The sequence below is a fragment of the Pseudomonas sp. FP453 genome (genome assembly GCF_030687495.1).
Classification (GTDB): Bacteria; Pseudomonadota; Gammaproteobacteria; order Pseudomonadales; family Pseudomonadaceae; genus Aquipseudomonas.
On record NZ_CP117435.1, the window covers coordinates 4227257 to 4241359 of the forward strand.

The following is a 14103-nucleotide window of genomic DNA, read 5'->3' on the forward strand; positions in this document are numbered from 1 at the left end:
AGCTTTGCTTATCGTGAACCCCCTTTTACCTGTGGAGTTCACGCCGATGATCATTTCGTCCGCTTCCGATTACCGTGAAGCCGCCCGCCGCAAGCTGCCGCGCTTTCTGTTCGATTACATCGACGGTGGCGCCAACGCTGAGCACACGATGCGCGCCAACGGCTCGGACCTGGCGAATATCAGCCTGCGTCAACGCATCCTGCGCAATGTCGACAACCTGAGTCTCAAGACCACGCTGTTTGGCCAGGAACTGGCGCTGCCGGTGATCCTCAGCCCCGTGGGCCTGACGGGCATGTATGCGCGTCGCGGCGAAGTGCAAGCGGCCAAGGCGGCGGCGAACAAGGGTATTCCCTTCTGCCTGTCCACCGTGTCGGTGTGCCCGATTGAAGAAGTGGCCGCGCAAAGCCCGCAGGCGATCTGGTTCCAACTCTATGTGCTCAAGGACCGCGGCTTCATGCGCAACGCCCTGGAGCGGGCGCAAGCCGCCGGGGTCACCACGCTCGTGTTCACCGTGGACATGCCCACGCCAGGCTCACGCTACCGGGATGCGCACTCGGGCATGTCCGGCCCCTTCGCCGCGTCGCGGCGCATGCTGCAGGCGGTCACCAAGCCGCAATGGGCTGTGGATGTCGGGTTGCTGGGCCGCCCCCATGACCTGGGCAACATCTCCAAATACTTGGGCAAACCCACCCATCTGGAAGACTACATCGGCTGGCTGGCCAACAACTTCGACCCATCGATCAGCTGGAACGACCTGGAGTGGATCCGCGATTTCTGGAAGGGTCCGATGATCATCAAGGGCATCCTCGACCCGCAGGACGCCAAGGACGCCGTGAGTTTCGGCGCGGATGGCATCGTGGTCTCCAACCATGGCGGCCGGCAACTGGACGGCGTGCTGTCCACCGCCAAGGCACTGCCGCCGATTGCCGAGGCCGTCGGTGATGACCTGACGGTATTGGTGGACTCGGGCGTACGCTCCGGGCTCGACGTGGTGCGCATGCTCGCCCTCGGGGCCAAGGCGTGCCTGCTGGGACGCTCCACCGTCTACGCCCTGGCCGCCGACGGCCAGCACGGCGTGGAAAACCTGCTGGATATCTTCGCCAAGGAAATGCGCGTGGCCATGACACTGACCGGCGTGACCTCGATCGATCAGATCGACCACACGACATTGGTGAGCCAGTAGCCAAATAACCGGCGCCACTATTTGAATTCGCACTCGAGTGCCAATTACAGCCGTTTGATTTAAAAGGATTTTTATAAAAATAAAACATTTGGCATGAATCTCGCTCTAACTCTTTTCAAGCAGGTTAGGCGATGACAAGACGTGTGGCAGTGCCCAGGGGTTATAACCCTCTGCAAAGCGGTTTAAACTGTTTCCAATGTTTTACAGAACTGAGGGAACAGTACAACGCATGGCACTCGCCACTCTTATCGAGCCTGTAAGACAGTTAAGTGCTTAGAGGCTGATCGTTTATGAAAACACCGACCCAGACCCACGCCATCGACTTCGACAGTGCCAAGTTGCAACGCCTGGGTTTCGGTCAACCGTCCGTTCTGGCCCGCCGCCCCACCACGGTCGCCCAGTTGCGCCAGCAGTTGAGCATGCACTTGCAGACCAGCCTGGAGCCCGAACGCATCCTCGGCGTGTTCTTTCGCGAGATCCAGCGCCTGGTCCCCCTCGATGCCCTCCAGTACCGCCACGAAGCCAGCGACCTGCGCCTGGAATTCGGCCATCGCGGTCATCATTCGGTGAGCTACGCATTGAGCCATGAAGGTGAGCATCTGGGTGAGCTGGTGTTCCGCCGCAACCAGCGCTTGCAGGAAGAAGAACTGGGCCAGCTCGAATCCTTGCTGGCCACCCTGCTCTACCCGATGCGCAACGCCTTGCTTTACCGCGCAGCCACCCGCAGCGCCCTGCTCGATCCGCTGACGGAAACCGGCAACCGCATCGCCATGGACCAGACCCTGCAACGGGAAATCGACATGGCCCGCCGGCACCTGACCCCGCTGTCCCTGCTGATGCTGGACATCGATCACTTCAAGGTCATCAACGATACCCACGGCCACACCGCCGGCGACAGCGTGCTGCGCGCCGTGGCGCTGGCCATCAAGAACCAGCTGCGCAACGTCGATATGGTGTTCAGGTTTGGCGGGGAAGAGTTTCTGATCCTGCTGTCCAACACCGGCCGGGATGCGGCGGCGATGGTCGGCGAGCGCCTGCGCCAGGCGACACAGGCCCAGGATTATTGGGCGGACGGGGAAAGAATCGAACTGACGGTAAGCCTGGGTTGCTCGACCCTGCTGGCCGCAGAATCGGCCGAAAGCCTGCTGCGCCGGGCCGACAGCGCCTTGTACGTGGCCAAGCGCGAAGGTCGCAACCGCTTGGCAATGGCGGGGTGAACCCCGCCACCACGGGTCACATCACGCTTCGCTGGCGACGCGCACCTGGCGCTCACGCACCACCGCTGGCGCTTTCTCTTTCTCCAGGCGCATGCAGCTTTCCAGGAACAGGTACATGTAGTCGTAGCTCTTGCACACGGCCTGGCGCAGCTCTGCCTGCAGGGCCTTGGTCGGGTTCATGCCGGCCAGGGTGCAGATGATTTCCAGCGCTTCCCACGGGTGGGCGTCATCGTACTGGGCATGCATCTTCAACCACTTCATCGCACGCTTGCGGTCTTCCTCGGGGAAGGCGGCCGCGTAGACACCGGTCGAACACACCACGGCAGACCACTCCCCCGTCGCCCCTTCGATGGCGTAGTTGGTCGCGGCCACGGCCACGATCAACGAGTCGGCTGAGCTGGTGTGCCAGCACCAGTGGCTCAAGGCGTGCAATTCAGGCGGAACGTTCTGCGCCTGCAACTCCTCGAGGCTGACGCCATGGGCGCGCGCCCAATGCACCCAATAATCGGCGTGGTTCAACTCCACGCGAATATTGCGCATCAGCCAACGCCGCGCCATATCCTCCCCAGGATGACGGGCAAACTTGGTCTTGGTGAGGTTCTGTGCCATGTACAAGGCAAACTGTTCAACCACCGGCCAGCCACCGATCAGGTAATGGCGCATGGTCTTGGCGCTGAGCGTGTTATCACGCATGCGCTGGTACAGTTCGTGTTCGACAACGCGACGCTTGCTCTCACTACAGTCCTGGATCAATTGCTGCGCCCAGGCGGGGTAACTCGAGGCTTCCATTAGCGGGCCGGTTCTGTTGAATGTGTCGATCACTATAAGGCTCCTTTTTAAGTGTGATAGTACAGACCAGCAGAGGTTTCAGCGGAATGTGCCGGGCGCCTTGAACAACAGAGGCTGCGGCCGCACAGGTCGACACTGCAAGCTGTCAAAGGTAAACAATTGCGGGCGCTCGATCAGATAGCCCTGAGCGTAGTCCACACCTATCTCAAGTAGAGCCTGTTCGATATGGGGTGTTTCAACAAATTCGGCAATTGTGCGCTTACCCATGACGTGGCCGATGTGGTTGATCACTTCGACCATGGCGCGGTTAATCGGGTCGTCCAGCATATCCTTTACGAAACTTCCATCGATCTTCAGGAAGTCTACAGGTAAATGTTTGAGATAAGCGAATGAGGACATTCCGGCACAAAAGTCGTCGAGGGAGAAGTGACAACCTAACGCTTTGAGTTCATTAATAAAGCGAATAGCGCTGCCCAGATTGGCAATAGCGCTGGTTTCGGTTATTTCAAAACAGATCATCGCCGGTGGAATACTGTAAGCGGCGAATTTCTCGCGTAAAAAACCGAGAAAGTCGTCATCGCCAATCGTAATGCCTGACAGATTGATCGCACACATCGCCATCGGCCGCCCCGGACGCTCGCGCATGCAGTTGGCGATGATCTTGAACACGTTCTCCACCACCCAACGGTCCAGCGACGTCATCAGGCCGTAACGCTCAGCGGCCGGAATAAAGCTGTCGGGCAGAATTGATGCGCCCCGCTTCATCATGCAGGCGCAGCAGGATCTCAATATGGCCAGTGCCGCCATCGGTATGCCCCAGAGGTGAGATTTCCTGGGCGTACAGGCAGAAGCGGTTTTCCTCCAGGGCCATGTGCAAGCGCTGCACCCAAGCCATCTCGCCGAAACGCAGGGACAGCTCCGAGTCATCGGCATGGTAGACCTGCACCCGGTTGCGGCCCTTTTCCTTGGCCATGTAGCACGCCATGTCCGCCGCCCGCAGCGAGGTCTCCAGGGTGGTCGGCACGTGGGAGATATGCACCAGGCCAATGCTCACGGTGGTCATGAACGGCCGGCCCTTCCACACAAAATGCAGGCTTTGCACGGTATGGCGCAGGCTCTCGGCGATTTTTTCCGCCACCGGCGGCGCCGGGCAGTTTTCCAGCAGGATGCCGAACTCATCGCCCCCCAGCCGGGCCAGGGTGTCACCTTCGCGCAGGTCCGATTGCAGCAGCGCACAGATATGCCGCAGCAACTCATCGCCGGCCGCATGCCCGCAGGTGTCGTTGACCAGCTTGAACTGGTCCAGGTCGAGGAACATCAACGCGTGCCGTGGGTTCTGCTGGCGCCCGACGTGATGCAACACCTGCTCCAGGCGGAACTCGAACTCGCGCCGGTTGGCCAGGCCGGTCAAGGCGTCGTGGGTGGCCTGCCAGGACAGGTTGGCGATGTACTGGCGCTCCTGCGTCATGTCGTGCAGCACCAGCACCGCACCACTGACCTTGCCGGCGCTGCGGATCGGCGCACCCACCAGCGTCACCGAGACCGTGCTGCCGTCCAGGCGCTGGATCAACTTGGAATGCTCGCTGCCGCCACTGAGCTGGCCCTTGATGATGTGTTCGATCAGGGTAAAACCATCGGGCTCGGCGTTTTCATCCAGCAGATTGAACAGCGCAGCCAGCGGCAGGCCTTGGGCCTGGGCCGATTTCCAGTGGGTCAACGCCTCGGCCGCCGGGTTCATATAGGCGATGGCACCGTCAACGTCGGTGGTGATCACGCCATCGCCAATCGACTCCAGCGTGATCTGCGCCCGCTCCTTTTCCGCCTGCAACGCGTCGGCGAACGCATGGCGCTGGGTCAGCAGCTTGCGCGTACGCAACAGCGCCAGCGCGATCAGGCCCAGGGCCGTGGCCAGGTTGGTGGTCAGCAGCAGCCGCAGGATCATCCGCGAGCCTTCACCCAAGGCATCGCTGAAGGCCTTGGCGGCAGGGGTCACGCCGTCATTGATTGCAATGATGCGCGCCTTCCATTGCCGCACGTCGTTGGCGCTGACGTGATCCGAGCGGATCGCGCGGTGCATCTCCTGGGCCAGGTCATCCAGTTGTACCAGGTAGCCGTCGCCCACGGTCCACAGTTCGATGGCTTTTTCCAGGTAGCTGAAATGGCGGAAGTTGAGGTACAGCCAGATCAGGCTGGAGACATCATCGGGATGGTTGCCGCCCTTGAGGATGCCCTGGCGGGCTGCGGCGATATCCGGGGTGGAATGGTCAAGGGCGATGCGCAATTCATGCCCGCCCTGGGGCACGGCGATGGCCTGCTGGTACTTGAGGAACGTGGCTTCGTCGCGGTTATCGGCGTAGAGGGTGAGGTAGTAGATGGCGTCCTTCTGGCCCTTGGACCACAAGCTTTCGCCTGCTACGTAGCCGCGCACTGCTGAAAGCACGTAGAGACTGACGCAGCCCAACAATGCCTGGAACAGCACGACGGCGATAAAGGGCCACACAATGCCCAACAGCCGAGGCGTTCCGAGAGTCCGCTTTTGCTTCATGAAGTCCCTTGCACATGCACTGCTTGATACGCACGCGAACATCCGCTTCCGTTAGCACAGCCCAGTTCAAATCAACGTACTTGTTGCAAATGCCCATAGAGCTTGGCGTACAACCCACCCTCGGCAATCAGCTGCTGATGGTCGCCATCCTCGGCAATGTGACCGCCGTCAAACACTAACACTCGATCTGCCTGCTTAACCGCCGACAAGCGGTGGGCGATGATCAGTGTAGTACGCCCACTGAGAAACCGCGCCAGCGCCTGGTGCAGGTTGTACTCGGTGGCCGCGTCGAGGGCCGAGGTCGCCTCATCGAGGATCACCACTTTCGGCTCCGCCAACACCATGCGCGCAATCGCCAGGCGTTGCCGCTGCCCACCGGAAAAACGTACGCCGGAACGCCCCACCACACTGTCCAAGCCCATCGGCAGAGCCTTGACGGTAGCATCCAGCTGGGCAATTTCCAGTGCCTGCCAGCAGGCTTGATCGCTGCGGGTACGGCCCATGGTCAGGTTGGCGCGCACGGTGTCGTTGAACAAGGCTGGGTGTTGCAGCACCACGGCGACGTTCTCGCGAATGGTCTCCAGGCCGATTTCCTGCTGGGTTGCACCGCCAAAACGGATACTGCCGGCCTGGGGCGTGTACAGCCCGAGCAACAGTTGCACCAGGGTACTTTTGCCGCCGCCGCTGGCACCGACAATCGCGACCTTCTCCCCCGGCGCAATGGCCAGGTTCAACTGGTCGAGCACCAGGTCTTCGCCGTAGCCGAAATCCAGGCCGCGCACTTCGATACCCACGGTTTCCTGCCCGATGAACGGGTCTTCCCCCCCGGCGTATTGCGGTTCGTCGGCCCGCGCCAGCAGCTCGTTGATCCGCGTCAGCGCGCCGCCCGCCGCGTAGTAGGCGTATTGCAGGTTGAGCAGCTGTTCCACCGGGCCGATCATGAACCACAGGTAGCTGAACACCGCGAGCATCTGGCCGATGGACAGGTCGGAAAACAACACCGTGAGCATCGCCGCCGCACGGAAGATGTCGATGCCGAACTGGAACAGCAGGCCACTGGCACGGCTGGAGGCGTCGGTTTTCCACTGCGAATGGATCGCGTAGTCACGCACTTCCTGGGCACGCTGGCCGAGGCGCCCGAGGAAAAAGCCCTGGCGGTTGCCCGCCCGCACTTCCTGGATGGCATCGAGGGTTTCGGTCAGCGCCTGGGTAAACCGCGAGGTGCTGTCGTTTTCCAGTTTCTTCAAGTGTTTGACGCGCTTGCCCAACTGCACGGTGGCGTAGATCACCAACGGGTTGAACAACAGGATCAGCAGCGCCAGCTGCCAATGCATCCACACCAGGATCGCGGACGTGCCGACCAGGGTAAGCATGGCCACCAGGAAGCGGCTGAGGGTTTCACCGACAAACTTGTCGAGGGTGTCCAGGTCGGTGACCAGGTGCGTGGTCACCGTGCCGCTGCCCAGGCTTTCGTATTCACCGAGGGAAATGCGCTTGAGCCGTTCGATCAGGCGGACGCGGATGCGATAGACGATGTCCTTGGCCAGCCGCGCAAACAACCGCGCCTGCACCACGTTGAACACCAGCGCACCGCAGCGCAGGCACAAGGTCACCAGCAGCATCAGGCCGATGTAACCGGCGGCTTTCTGCCAGCCCAGCGGCAGCGCGTGGTTCATCACCTTCAGCGCGGCATCACCGTGGCCCAGTAGGACTTCGTCCACCAGCAAGGGCAATAACAACGGAATGGGCACGCTGCACAGCGTCGCCAGCACGGCGACGCCATTGGCGATCCACAGGGATTTCTTGTGACGCAGGGCCAGGCGGCGAATTTCCGCCCAGGTCAGCCGATCAGTGCGTTGAGCGGGTTCATGCACAGGTTGCTCGCTCCAGCCATCGGCCCAACAGCGGCGACAGCTCGGACAGCGGCTGATAACCGTTGGTCAGCAACGCCAGCTGACCATTGCGCTCGGCCAGCAGTGTCGGGAAACCGGCGATGCCCAAGTCCTGCACCCAGGTGAAATCGGCGGCGGTCGCGACGTGCTGCTCGGCACGGTCGAACGCGCCGGCAAACTCGATACGCGGGATGCCCGCCTGCTCGGCCAGCTCCACCAGCACGCTGGCGAGGGTCACGTCGCGGCCCTCGACATAAAAGGCACGCTGGATCAGCCCGAGCAAGGTCCACGCACAATCCGGCGCCAGGCTGCGTGCGGTGACGATGGCGCGGCACGCAGGCTCGGTGTCGTAGACAAAACCGTCGGGCAAGGCGCCTTCGCGCTTGAACGGCTGGCCGGTGGCGTCGGTGACGGCCTGCCAGTGTTCAAGGATGTAGCGCCGGGTCGTCGGCTCCAGCGCCGCACCGCTGCCGGTGCGCAAGCCGCCCACCACCAGGTGCACGTCCACACCGCCAGCGCGGGCCTGCTCCACCAGCGCTTCGGCCACCGGGGCGAACCCCCAGCACCAGGAACACATCGGGTCCATTACATAGAGCAGGCGCGCGGACATGGCTCAGGCCTCGGAAGGTGATTGCTTGTAGTTGAAGCCAATCGGGTGCGGCATATTGCGGGCCTTGGCCAGTTCAATCTGCTTCTGCCGGTCGATTGCGCTACGGCGGGTCTTCTCCGGCAGCTTATCCCAGCAATGTGGGCAACTGATGCCCGCCACATAATGCTCGGACGCGCGGTCTTCAACGCTGATCGGTGTGCGGCAGGCATGACATTGATCGTAGTCGCCTTCGCTCAAGTCGTGGCGCACGGTCACGCGATTGTCGAAAACAAAGCAGTCGCCCTGCCACTTGGTTTCTTCCTGCGGCACCTCTTCGAGGTACTTCAGGATGCCGCCCTTGAGGTGGTAGACCTCATCGAAGCCTTCGCTGAGCATGTAGCTCGACGCTTTCTCGCAACGAATGCCGCCGGTGCAGAACATGGCGACTTTCTTGTGCTTGGCCGGGTCGAAGTTGGCTTTGATATAGTCGGGAAATTCGCGAAAACTGGTGGTTTTCGGGTCGATTGCGCCTTCAAAGGTGCCGATCGACACTTCGTAGTCGTTGCGGGTGTCGATCAACAGCACTTCCGGGTCGCTGATCAACGCGTTCCAATCCTGCGGATCAACGTAAGTGCCGACTTTCTTGTTGGGATCGACGCCTTCGACGCCCAGGGTCACGATCTCTTTCTTCAGCTTGACCTTGGTGCGGTAGAACGGCTGGTCGTCGCAGTACGACTCTTTGTGGTCGATATCGACCATGCGTGGGTCGTTCTTCAACCAGGCCATCAGGCCGTCAATGCCTTCGCGGCTGCCGGACACGGTGCCATTGATGCCTTCTTCAGCGATCAGCAAGGTGCCTTTGATGCCGTTATCGACCATCGCCTGCAGCAGTGGCTCGCGCAGGGCGACGTAGTCTTCGAGGGTGACGAACTTATACAGTGCCGCCACGACAATCGGTTGAGTCATGGGTGTTCTCTCCAGGTGGCTACCCTCGTAAAGGGTGAACCGGATGCAAAAAAAACGCGCCGGCTAAGCGGCGCGTTGCGGATTCTATCAGGGATAACCCGTCAATGTCCGCCAGCGCAGGTCGGCGAGGCCGGGGCTGCGTCGATTTTCGCCCATTCTTCAGGCGTGTAGGTATGCAGCGCCAGCGCATGAAACTCGCTCATCAGGTCACCCAGGGTGGCGTAGACCGTCTGGTGGCGCTTGACGCGATTAAGCCCTTCGAACTGCGGGCTGACCACCACGGCCTTGAAGTGGGTCTGCAACCCACGGCTGTGCATGTGGCTTTCGTCCAGCACGCTCAAATGCTGCGGGCTCAAGGCGGCGAGCGCCGTTTCGATACGCTGTTGCATGGTCATTCCTGCTTACTTCTTTCTTGGCCGGTGCGGCGGCTTTGGGTGCCAGCTCGTTGGTCATGTCGTCCAACAGCTTGTTCACCACCGGCACGGCGCTTTCCAGCTTGGCCTGGGTCATCTGGGCCGATTGCTGGGTCAGTTGCGGCATTTTTTCCAGGACTTTCTTGCCCAGTGGCGACTGGTAGAAGGCAACCAGGTCCTTGAGTTCGGATTCGCTGAAGTTGGTGGGTGTAGAGCTTGACCATGTCCGGCTTCAGCTTCGGCCAGCCGATCGCCTGGTCCAGGGCAGCGTTGGCCTTGGCCTGGTAGCTGTCCAGTACGGATTGCTTGGCGGCAGGCGCCTTGGTCTGTTCGAAACGCTGGGCGAACATTTGCTGCACTTGCATGTACACCGGGGTACCCAGCTTGTCGGCATGGGCCAGGGTAAGGAAGGCTTCGGCACTGGCGTTGTGGCTGGCGGTATCGGCAAGAACCTGGCCGCTGGCGCAAACCAGAGCAACCGCGGTACAGATGGCACGAAGACGAGTCATCGAGTTTCCTTTTCTAGCAGGCGAGGTAAGACCCCAAGGGCGCCCATTCTGCGCCTAAAAAACCTCGCGGCTCAACCCCGGGGCTTGCCGGGCAAAGATTGACCGATGAAAAGTCTTTCCAGGGAACCCAACAGGCCAATCACGACCTAAACTGCGCAAACCGTTATCAAGGAGAGTGCCCGATGAGCCGTATCGAAACCGACAGCCTGGGAGAAGTGCACGTCCCGGATGACGCTTACTGGGGCGCGCAGACCCAACGCTCGCTGGTGAATTTCGCCATCGGCGAGCAACGCATGCCCCTGCCGGTATTGCACGCCCTGGCCCTGATCAAAAAGGCCGCCGCACGGGTCAACAGCCGCAACGGCGACTTGCCCGCCGATATCGCCCGCCTGATCGAACAGGCCGCCAACGAAGTGCTTGCAGGCCAGCATGACGACCAGTTCCCGCTGGTGGTGTGGCAGACCGGCAGCGGCACCCAGAGCAACATGAACGCCAACGAAGTGATCGCCGGCCGCGCCAACGAGCTGTCGGGCAAACCCCGGGGCGGCAAGAGCCCGGTGCATCCCAATGACCATGTGAACCGCTCCCAGAGCTCCAACGACTGCTTCCCCACCGCCATGAGCATTGCCGCCGTGCAAGCGGTGCACCAGCGCCTGTTGCCGGCGATTGCCGCGCTGTCCGGCGGCCTTGCCGAACAGGCGGCGCAGCATATGAAGCTGGTGAAGACCGGCCGCACCCACATGATGGACGCCACGCCGATCACCTTCGGCCAGGAACTCTCGGCGTTTATCGCCCAGCTCGACTACGCCGAACGTGCCGTGCGCAGCGCCCTGCCCGCCGTGTGCGAGCTGGCCCAGGGCGGGACGGCGGTAGGTACCGGGCTGAATGCGCCCCATGGCTTTGGCGAGGCGATTGCCTCCGAGCTGGCGGCGTTGTCCGGTTTTCCTTTCGTCACCGCGCCGAACAAGTTCGCCGCCCTCTCCGGCCATGAGCCGCTGGTGACGCTGCACGGTGCGCTGAAAACCCTGGCGGTGGCGCTGATGAAAATCGCCAACGACCTGCGCTTGCTGGGTTCCGGCCCGCGTGCCGGGTTCGCCGAGGTCAAGTTGCCGGCCAACGAGCCCGGCAGTTCGATCATGCCAGGCAAGGTCAACCCGACCCAGTGCGAAGCGCTGTCGATGCTGGCCTGCCAAGTGCTGGGCAATGACGTGACCATCGGCATCGCCGCCAGCCAGGGGCATTTGCAGTTGAACGTGTACAAGCCGGTGATCATCCACAACCTGCTGGAATCGATCCGCCTGCTGGCCGACGGCTGCAATAACTTCCAGGAGCATTGCATCGCCGGCCTGGAGCCCGACGCCACGCAAATGGCCGAGCACCTGGAGCGCGGGCTGATGCTGGTGACGGCACTCAACCCGCATATCGGCTACGACAAATCCGCCGAGATCGCCAAGAAAGCCTACGCCGAAGGGCTGACGCTGCGGGAAGCGGCCCTGTCACTGGGCTACCTCACCGATGCCGAGTTCGACCAGTGGGTACGCCCGGAAGACATGCTGGGCACTTAAGACGCCATGCGTAACCGCCGGGCCTTGAGCCCGGCAATCAGCGAAGGCGCCAGTGCCACGGTCGCCGACCCCAGCACCACCACCAACGCCCCGGCATAGCCCAGGGCGTTGATGTCTTCGGCCTGCACAAAGTCCGGCCACCACCACGCCGCCAAGGCCACCGCGACAAAGGTCACCAATGGCGTGAGCGCCAGGGTCGCGCTGACCCGCGAGGCTTCCCAATGCGCCAGCGCTTCGGCAAACGCGCCGTAGGCCACCAGGGTGTTCATGCAGCAGGCCAGCAACAGCCAGCCTTGCAGCGGGCTCAGGTCCAGGGCTTCCAGCGGATGCGCCCACGGCGTGAGCAACACCGCGCAACACAGGTAGATCACCATCATCACTTGCAGCGAATTCCACACCGTCAGCAACTGCTTCTGGCCCAGGGCGTAGAACACCCAGATGGTGGTGGCCAGGAGGATGGTCAGCACGCCAGCGGTGTAAGCGCCAAGGGACGTCAGCAACTCCTCCAACCGCTGATTGAAGAACAAACCAAAGCCACAGACCAGCACGATCAGGCCGACCACCTGCCCCGGGCTGAAACGCTCCTTGAACACAAACACGCTGGCGATCATCAGAAAGATCGGACCCATCTGCACCACCAGCTGGGCGGTGCCGGGGCTGAGCATTTTCAGGCCCACCAGGTACAGCACATAGTTGCCCACCAGGCCGCACACGGCCATGCCCACCAGCCAGCCGCCCTTGGGCCCCAGCACATTGAGACGGGGCAAGCGTTTGCTCAGCGCCAGGTACACGAACAGGCAACCGCCGGCGACGGCCAGGCGAAACCAGGTGACGGTGATCGGGTCCATCACCTGCAGCACCTGCTTGAGTTTGATCGGCAGAATGCCCCAGAGCAGCGCGGTCAACAGGGTCAGGAGAAAGCCATAGACCCAGCGGCCGGAAGAGATGTGCATGAGTGCCCCAGAAGCCAGAGGAAGTGGAGCGGGCATTCTAGGGGGACGAAGGGGTACCTTGGCGAGCGATTTTTTCCAGCACACCACAAATCAAATGTGGGAGCTGGCTTGCCTGCGATAGCATCACCTCGGTACATCTGACTCACCGAGGTGTCTGCATCGCAGGCAAGCCAGCTCCCACAGTTTGAGCCGGTTTCTTCAGTGAGGTTAGCGCACAGCTTCGAAGAGGCCCGTGGCACCCATGCCGCCACCCACGCACATGGTGACGATCCCATAGCGCAAATTGCGCCGCTGCAGTTCCCGCACCAAATGCCCCACCTGCCGCGAACCGGTCATGCCGAACGGATGCCCGATGGAGATCGAGCCGCCGTTGACGTTGTACTTCGCGTTATCGATCTCCAACCGATTCCGCGCATACAGGCACTGCGACGCAAACGCTTCATTCAGCTCCCACAAGTCAATGTCCGCCACCTGCAAGCCCTTGGCCTTGAGCAGCTTGGGCACCGAGAACACCGGGCCGATACCCATCTCGTCCGGCTCGCAACCGGCCACGGTGAACCCACGGAAAAACGCCTTGGGCTTGAGCCCCAGCTCCAGGGCTTTTTCCAGGCTCATCACCAGGGTCATTGAGGCGCCGTCGGACAGTTGCGACGAGTTGCCCGCCGTCACCGAGCCGTCTTCGGCGAACACCGGTTTCAAGCCTTGCAGGCTGGCCAACGTGGTGTCCGGGCGGTTGCAGTCGTCGCGATCCACCACGCCGTCAAGGATTTGCACCGCGCCGGTGTTCTTGTCTTCGACCTTGTACTTGACCGTCATCGCCACGATTTCATCATCGAACAAACCGTCGGCCTGGGCGTGGGCCGTGCGCTGCTGGCTTTGCAGGGCGTACAGGTCCTGCTCTTCACGGCTGACGTTATAGCGCCGCGCAACGATCTCGGCCGTCTGGCCCATGGGGAAATAAATGCCCGGCACCTGCTCCTTGAGCAGCGGGTTGACCAGGTTGTCGGTGTTGACGCTTTTCATGGTCAGGCTGATGGACTCGACGCCGCCTGCGACAATGATGTCGCTGCAACCGGAGGCAATCTGGTTGGCCGCAATCGCGATCGCCTGCAAGCCCGACGAACAGAAACGGTTGAGCGTCATGCCCGCCGTGCCGGTGCCCAACTGCGACAACACCGCCACATTGCGCCCAATGTTGTAGCCCTGGGCGCCCTCATTGGAGCCGGCGCCGACGATGCAATCTTCCACCGTCGCCGGGTCGATGCCATTGCGGCTGAGCAGCGCGTTGACGCAATGGGCGGCCATGTCGTCCGGGCGGGTCTGGTTGAACTTGCCGCGAAAGGATTTGGCCAGGCCGGTTCGCACGCTGTCGACGATCACTACTTCACGCATGGGCTACCTCGATTTTGTCGTTGTTGGGAGATGGATCGAGCATAGATCCAGCTGATTCCAACCGCGACGATCATTCACCCCATAGATAGG

The 14103-nt window shown here is 61.6% G+C and carries 10 protein-coding genes and 2 pseudogenes; 3 read left to right on the forward strand and 9 right to left on the reverse strand.

From position 1 onward, the window contains the following. The first annotated feature begins 46 nt into the window (after positions 1-46). Together lldD and PSH87_RS19175 are read left to right on the forward strand one after the other, a co-directional pair. On the forward strand, positions 47-1183 hold the full coding sequence (gene lldD, locus PSH87_RS19170) for an FMN-dependent L-lactate dehydrogenase LldD (RefSeq protein ID WP_305430705.1): 1137 nt from the start codon (positions 47-49) through the stop codon (positions 1181-1183). Between the two features lie 290 nt (positions 1184-1473). Next, positions 1474-2400 carry a GGDEF domain-containing protein gene (locus PSH87_RS19175; protein ID WP_305430708.1) on the forward strand — a complete coding sequence of 309 codons (927 nt, stop codon included), beginning with the start codon at positions 1474-1476 and terminating at the stop codon, positions 2398-2400. Between the two features lie 21 nt (positions 2401-2421). On the opposite strand, the gene PSH87_RS19180 is transcribed toward PSH87_RS19175, so the two are convergent. From PSH87_RS19180 to PSH87_RS19210, 7 genes and pseudogenes are all read right to left on the reverse strand, one after another. Further along, positions 2422-3222 (reverse strand): TenA family transcriptional regulator, encoded by an 801-nt coding sequence (locus tag PSH87_RS19180; protein WP_026136616.1) that lies wholly within the window; start codon positions 3220-3222, stop codon positions 2422-2424. Positions 3223-3267: 45 nt separating this feature from the next. Beyond that, positions 3268-5734: pseudogene (locus PSH87_RS19185) on the reverse strand (EAL domain-containing protein). Positions 5735-5805: 71 nt separating this feature from the next. Further along, positions 5806-7608: an ABC transporter ATP-binding protein gene (locus PSH87_RS19190; RefSeq protein ID WP_017735401.1), complete on the reverse strand. Its 1803-nt coding sequence runs from the start codon at positions 7606-7608 to the stop codon at positions 5806-5808. Further along, positions 7601-8203 (reverse strand): DsbA family protein, encoded by a 603-nt coding sequence (locus PSH87_RS19195; protein ID WP_305434343.1) that lies wholly within the window; start codon positions 8201-8203, stop codon positions 7601-7603. The genes PSH87_RS19190 and PSH87_RS19195 overlap by 8 nt, the downstream gene beginning before the upstream one ends. Positions 8204-8239: 36 nt before the next feature. Further along, positions 8240-9181: a rhodanese-related sulfurtransferase gene (locus PSH87_RS19200; protein ID WP_017735403.1), complete on the reverse strand. Its 942-nt coding sequence runs from the start codon at positions 9179-9181 to the stop codon at positions 8240-8242. Between the two features lie 101 nt (positions 9182-9282). Next, a complete protein-coding gene (locus tag PSH87_RS19205; RefSeq protein ID WP_305430713.1) occupies positions 9283-9576 on the reverse strand; it encodes a BolA family transcriptional regulator in 294 nt (97 codons plus the stop codon). Positions 9577-9586: 10 nt separating this feature from the next. Further along, positions 9587-10103 (reverse strand): annotated as a pseudogene (locus tag PSH87_RS19210) (DUF2059 domain-containing protein); the annotation flags it as partial. A 182-nt stretch (positions 10104-10285) separates the two neighbouring features. Here PSH87_RS19210 and PSH87_RS19215 point away from each other — a divergent pair. Then, positions 10286-11668: a class II fumarate hydratase gene (locus PSH87_RS19215; RefSeq protein WP_305430714.1), complete on the forward strand. Its 1383-nt coding sequence runs from the start codon at positions 10286-10288 to the stop codon at positions 11666-11668. Here the strand turns inward: PSH87_RS19215 and PSH87_RS19220 are convergent. Both PSH87_RS19220 and PSH87_RS19225 read right to left on the reverse strand, forming a co-directional pair. After that, positions 11665-12621: a DMT family transporter gene (locus PSH87_RS19220; RefSeq protein ID WP_305430716.1), complete on the reverse strand. Its 957-nt coding sequence runs from the start codon at positions 12619-12621 to the stop codon at positions 11665-11667. The genes PSH87_RS19215 and PSH87_RS19220 overlap by 4 nt on opposite strands. 207 nt (positions 12622-12828) lie before the next feature. Further along, on the reverse strand, positions 12829-14013 hold the full coding sequence (locus PSH87_RS19225; RefSeq protein ID WP_305430718.1) for a thiolase family protein: 1185 nt from the start codon (positions 14011-14013) through the stop codon (positions 12829-12831). Positions 14014-14103: the final 90 nt, after the last annotated feature.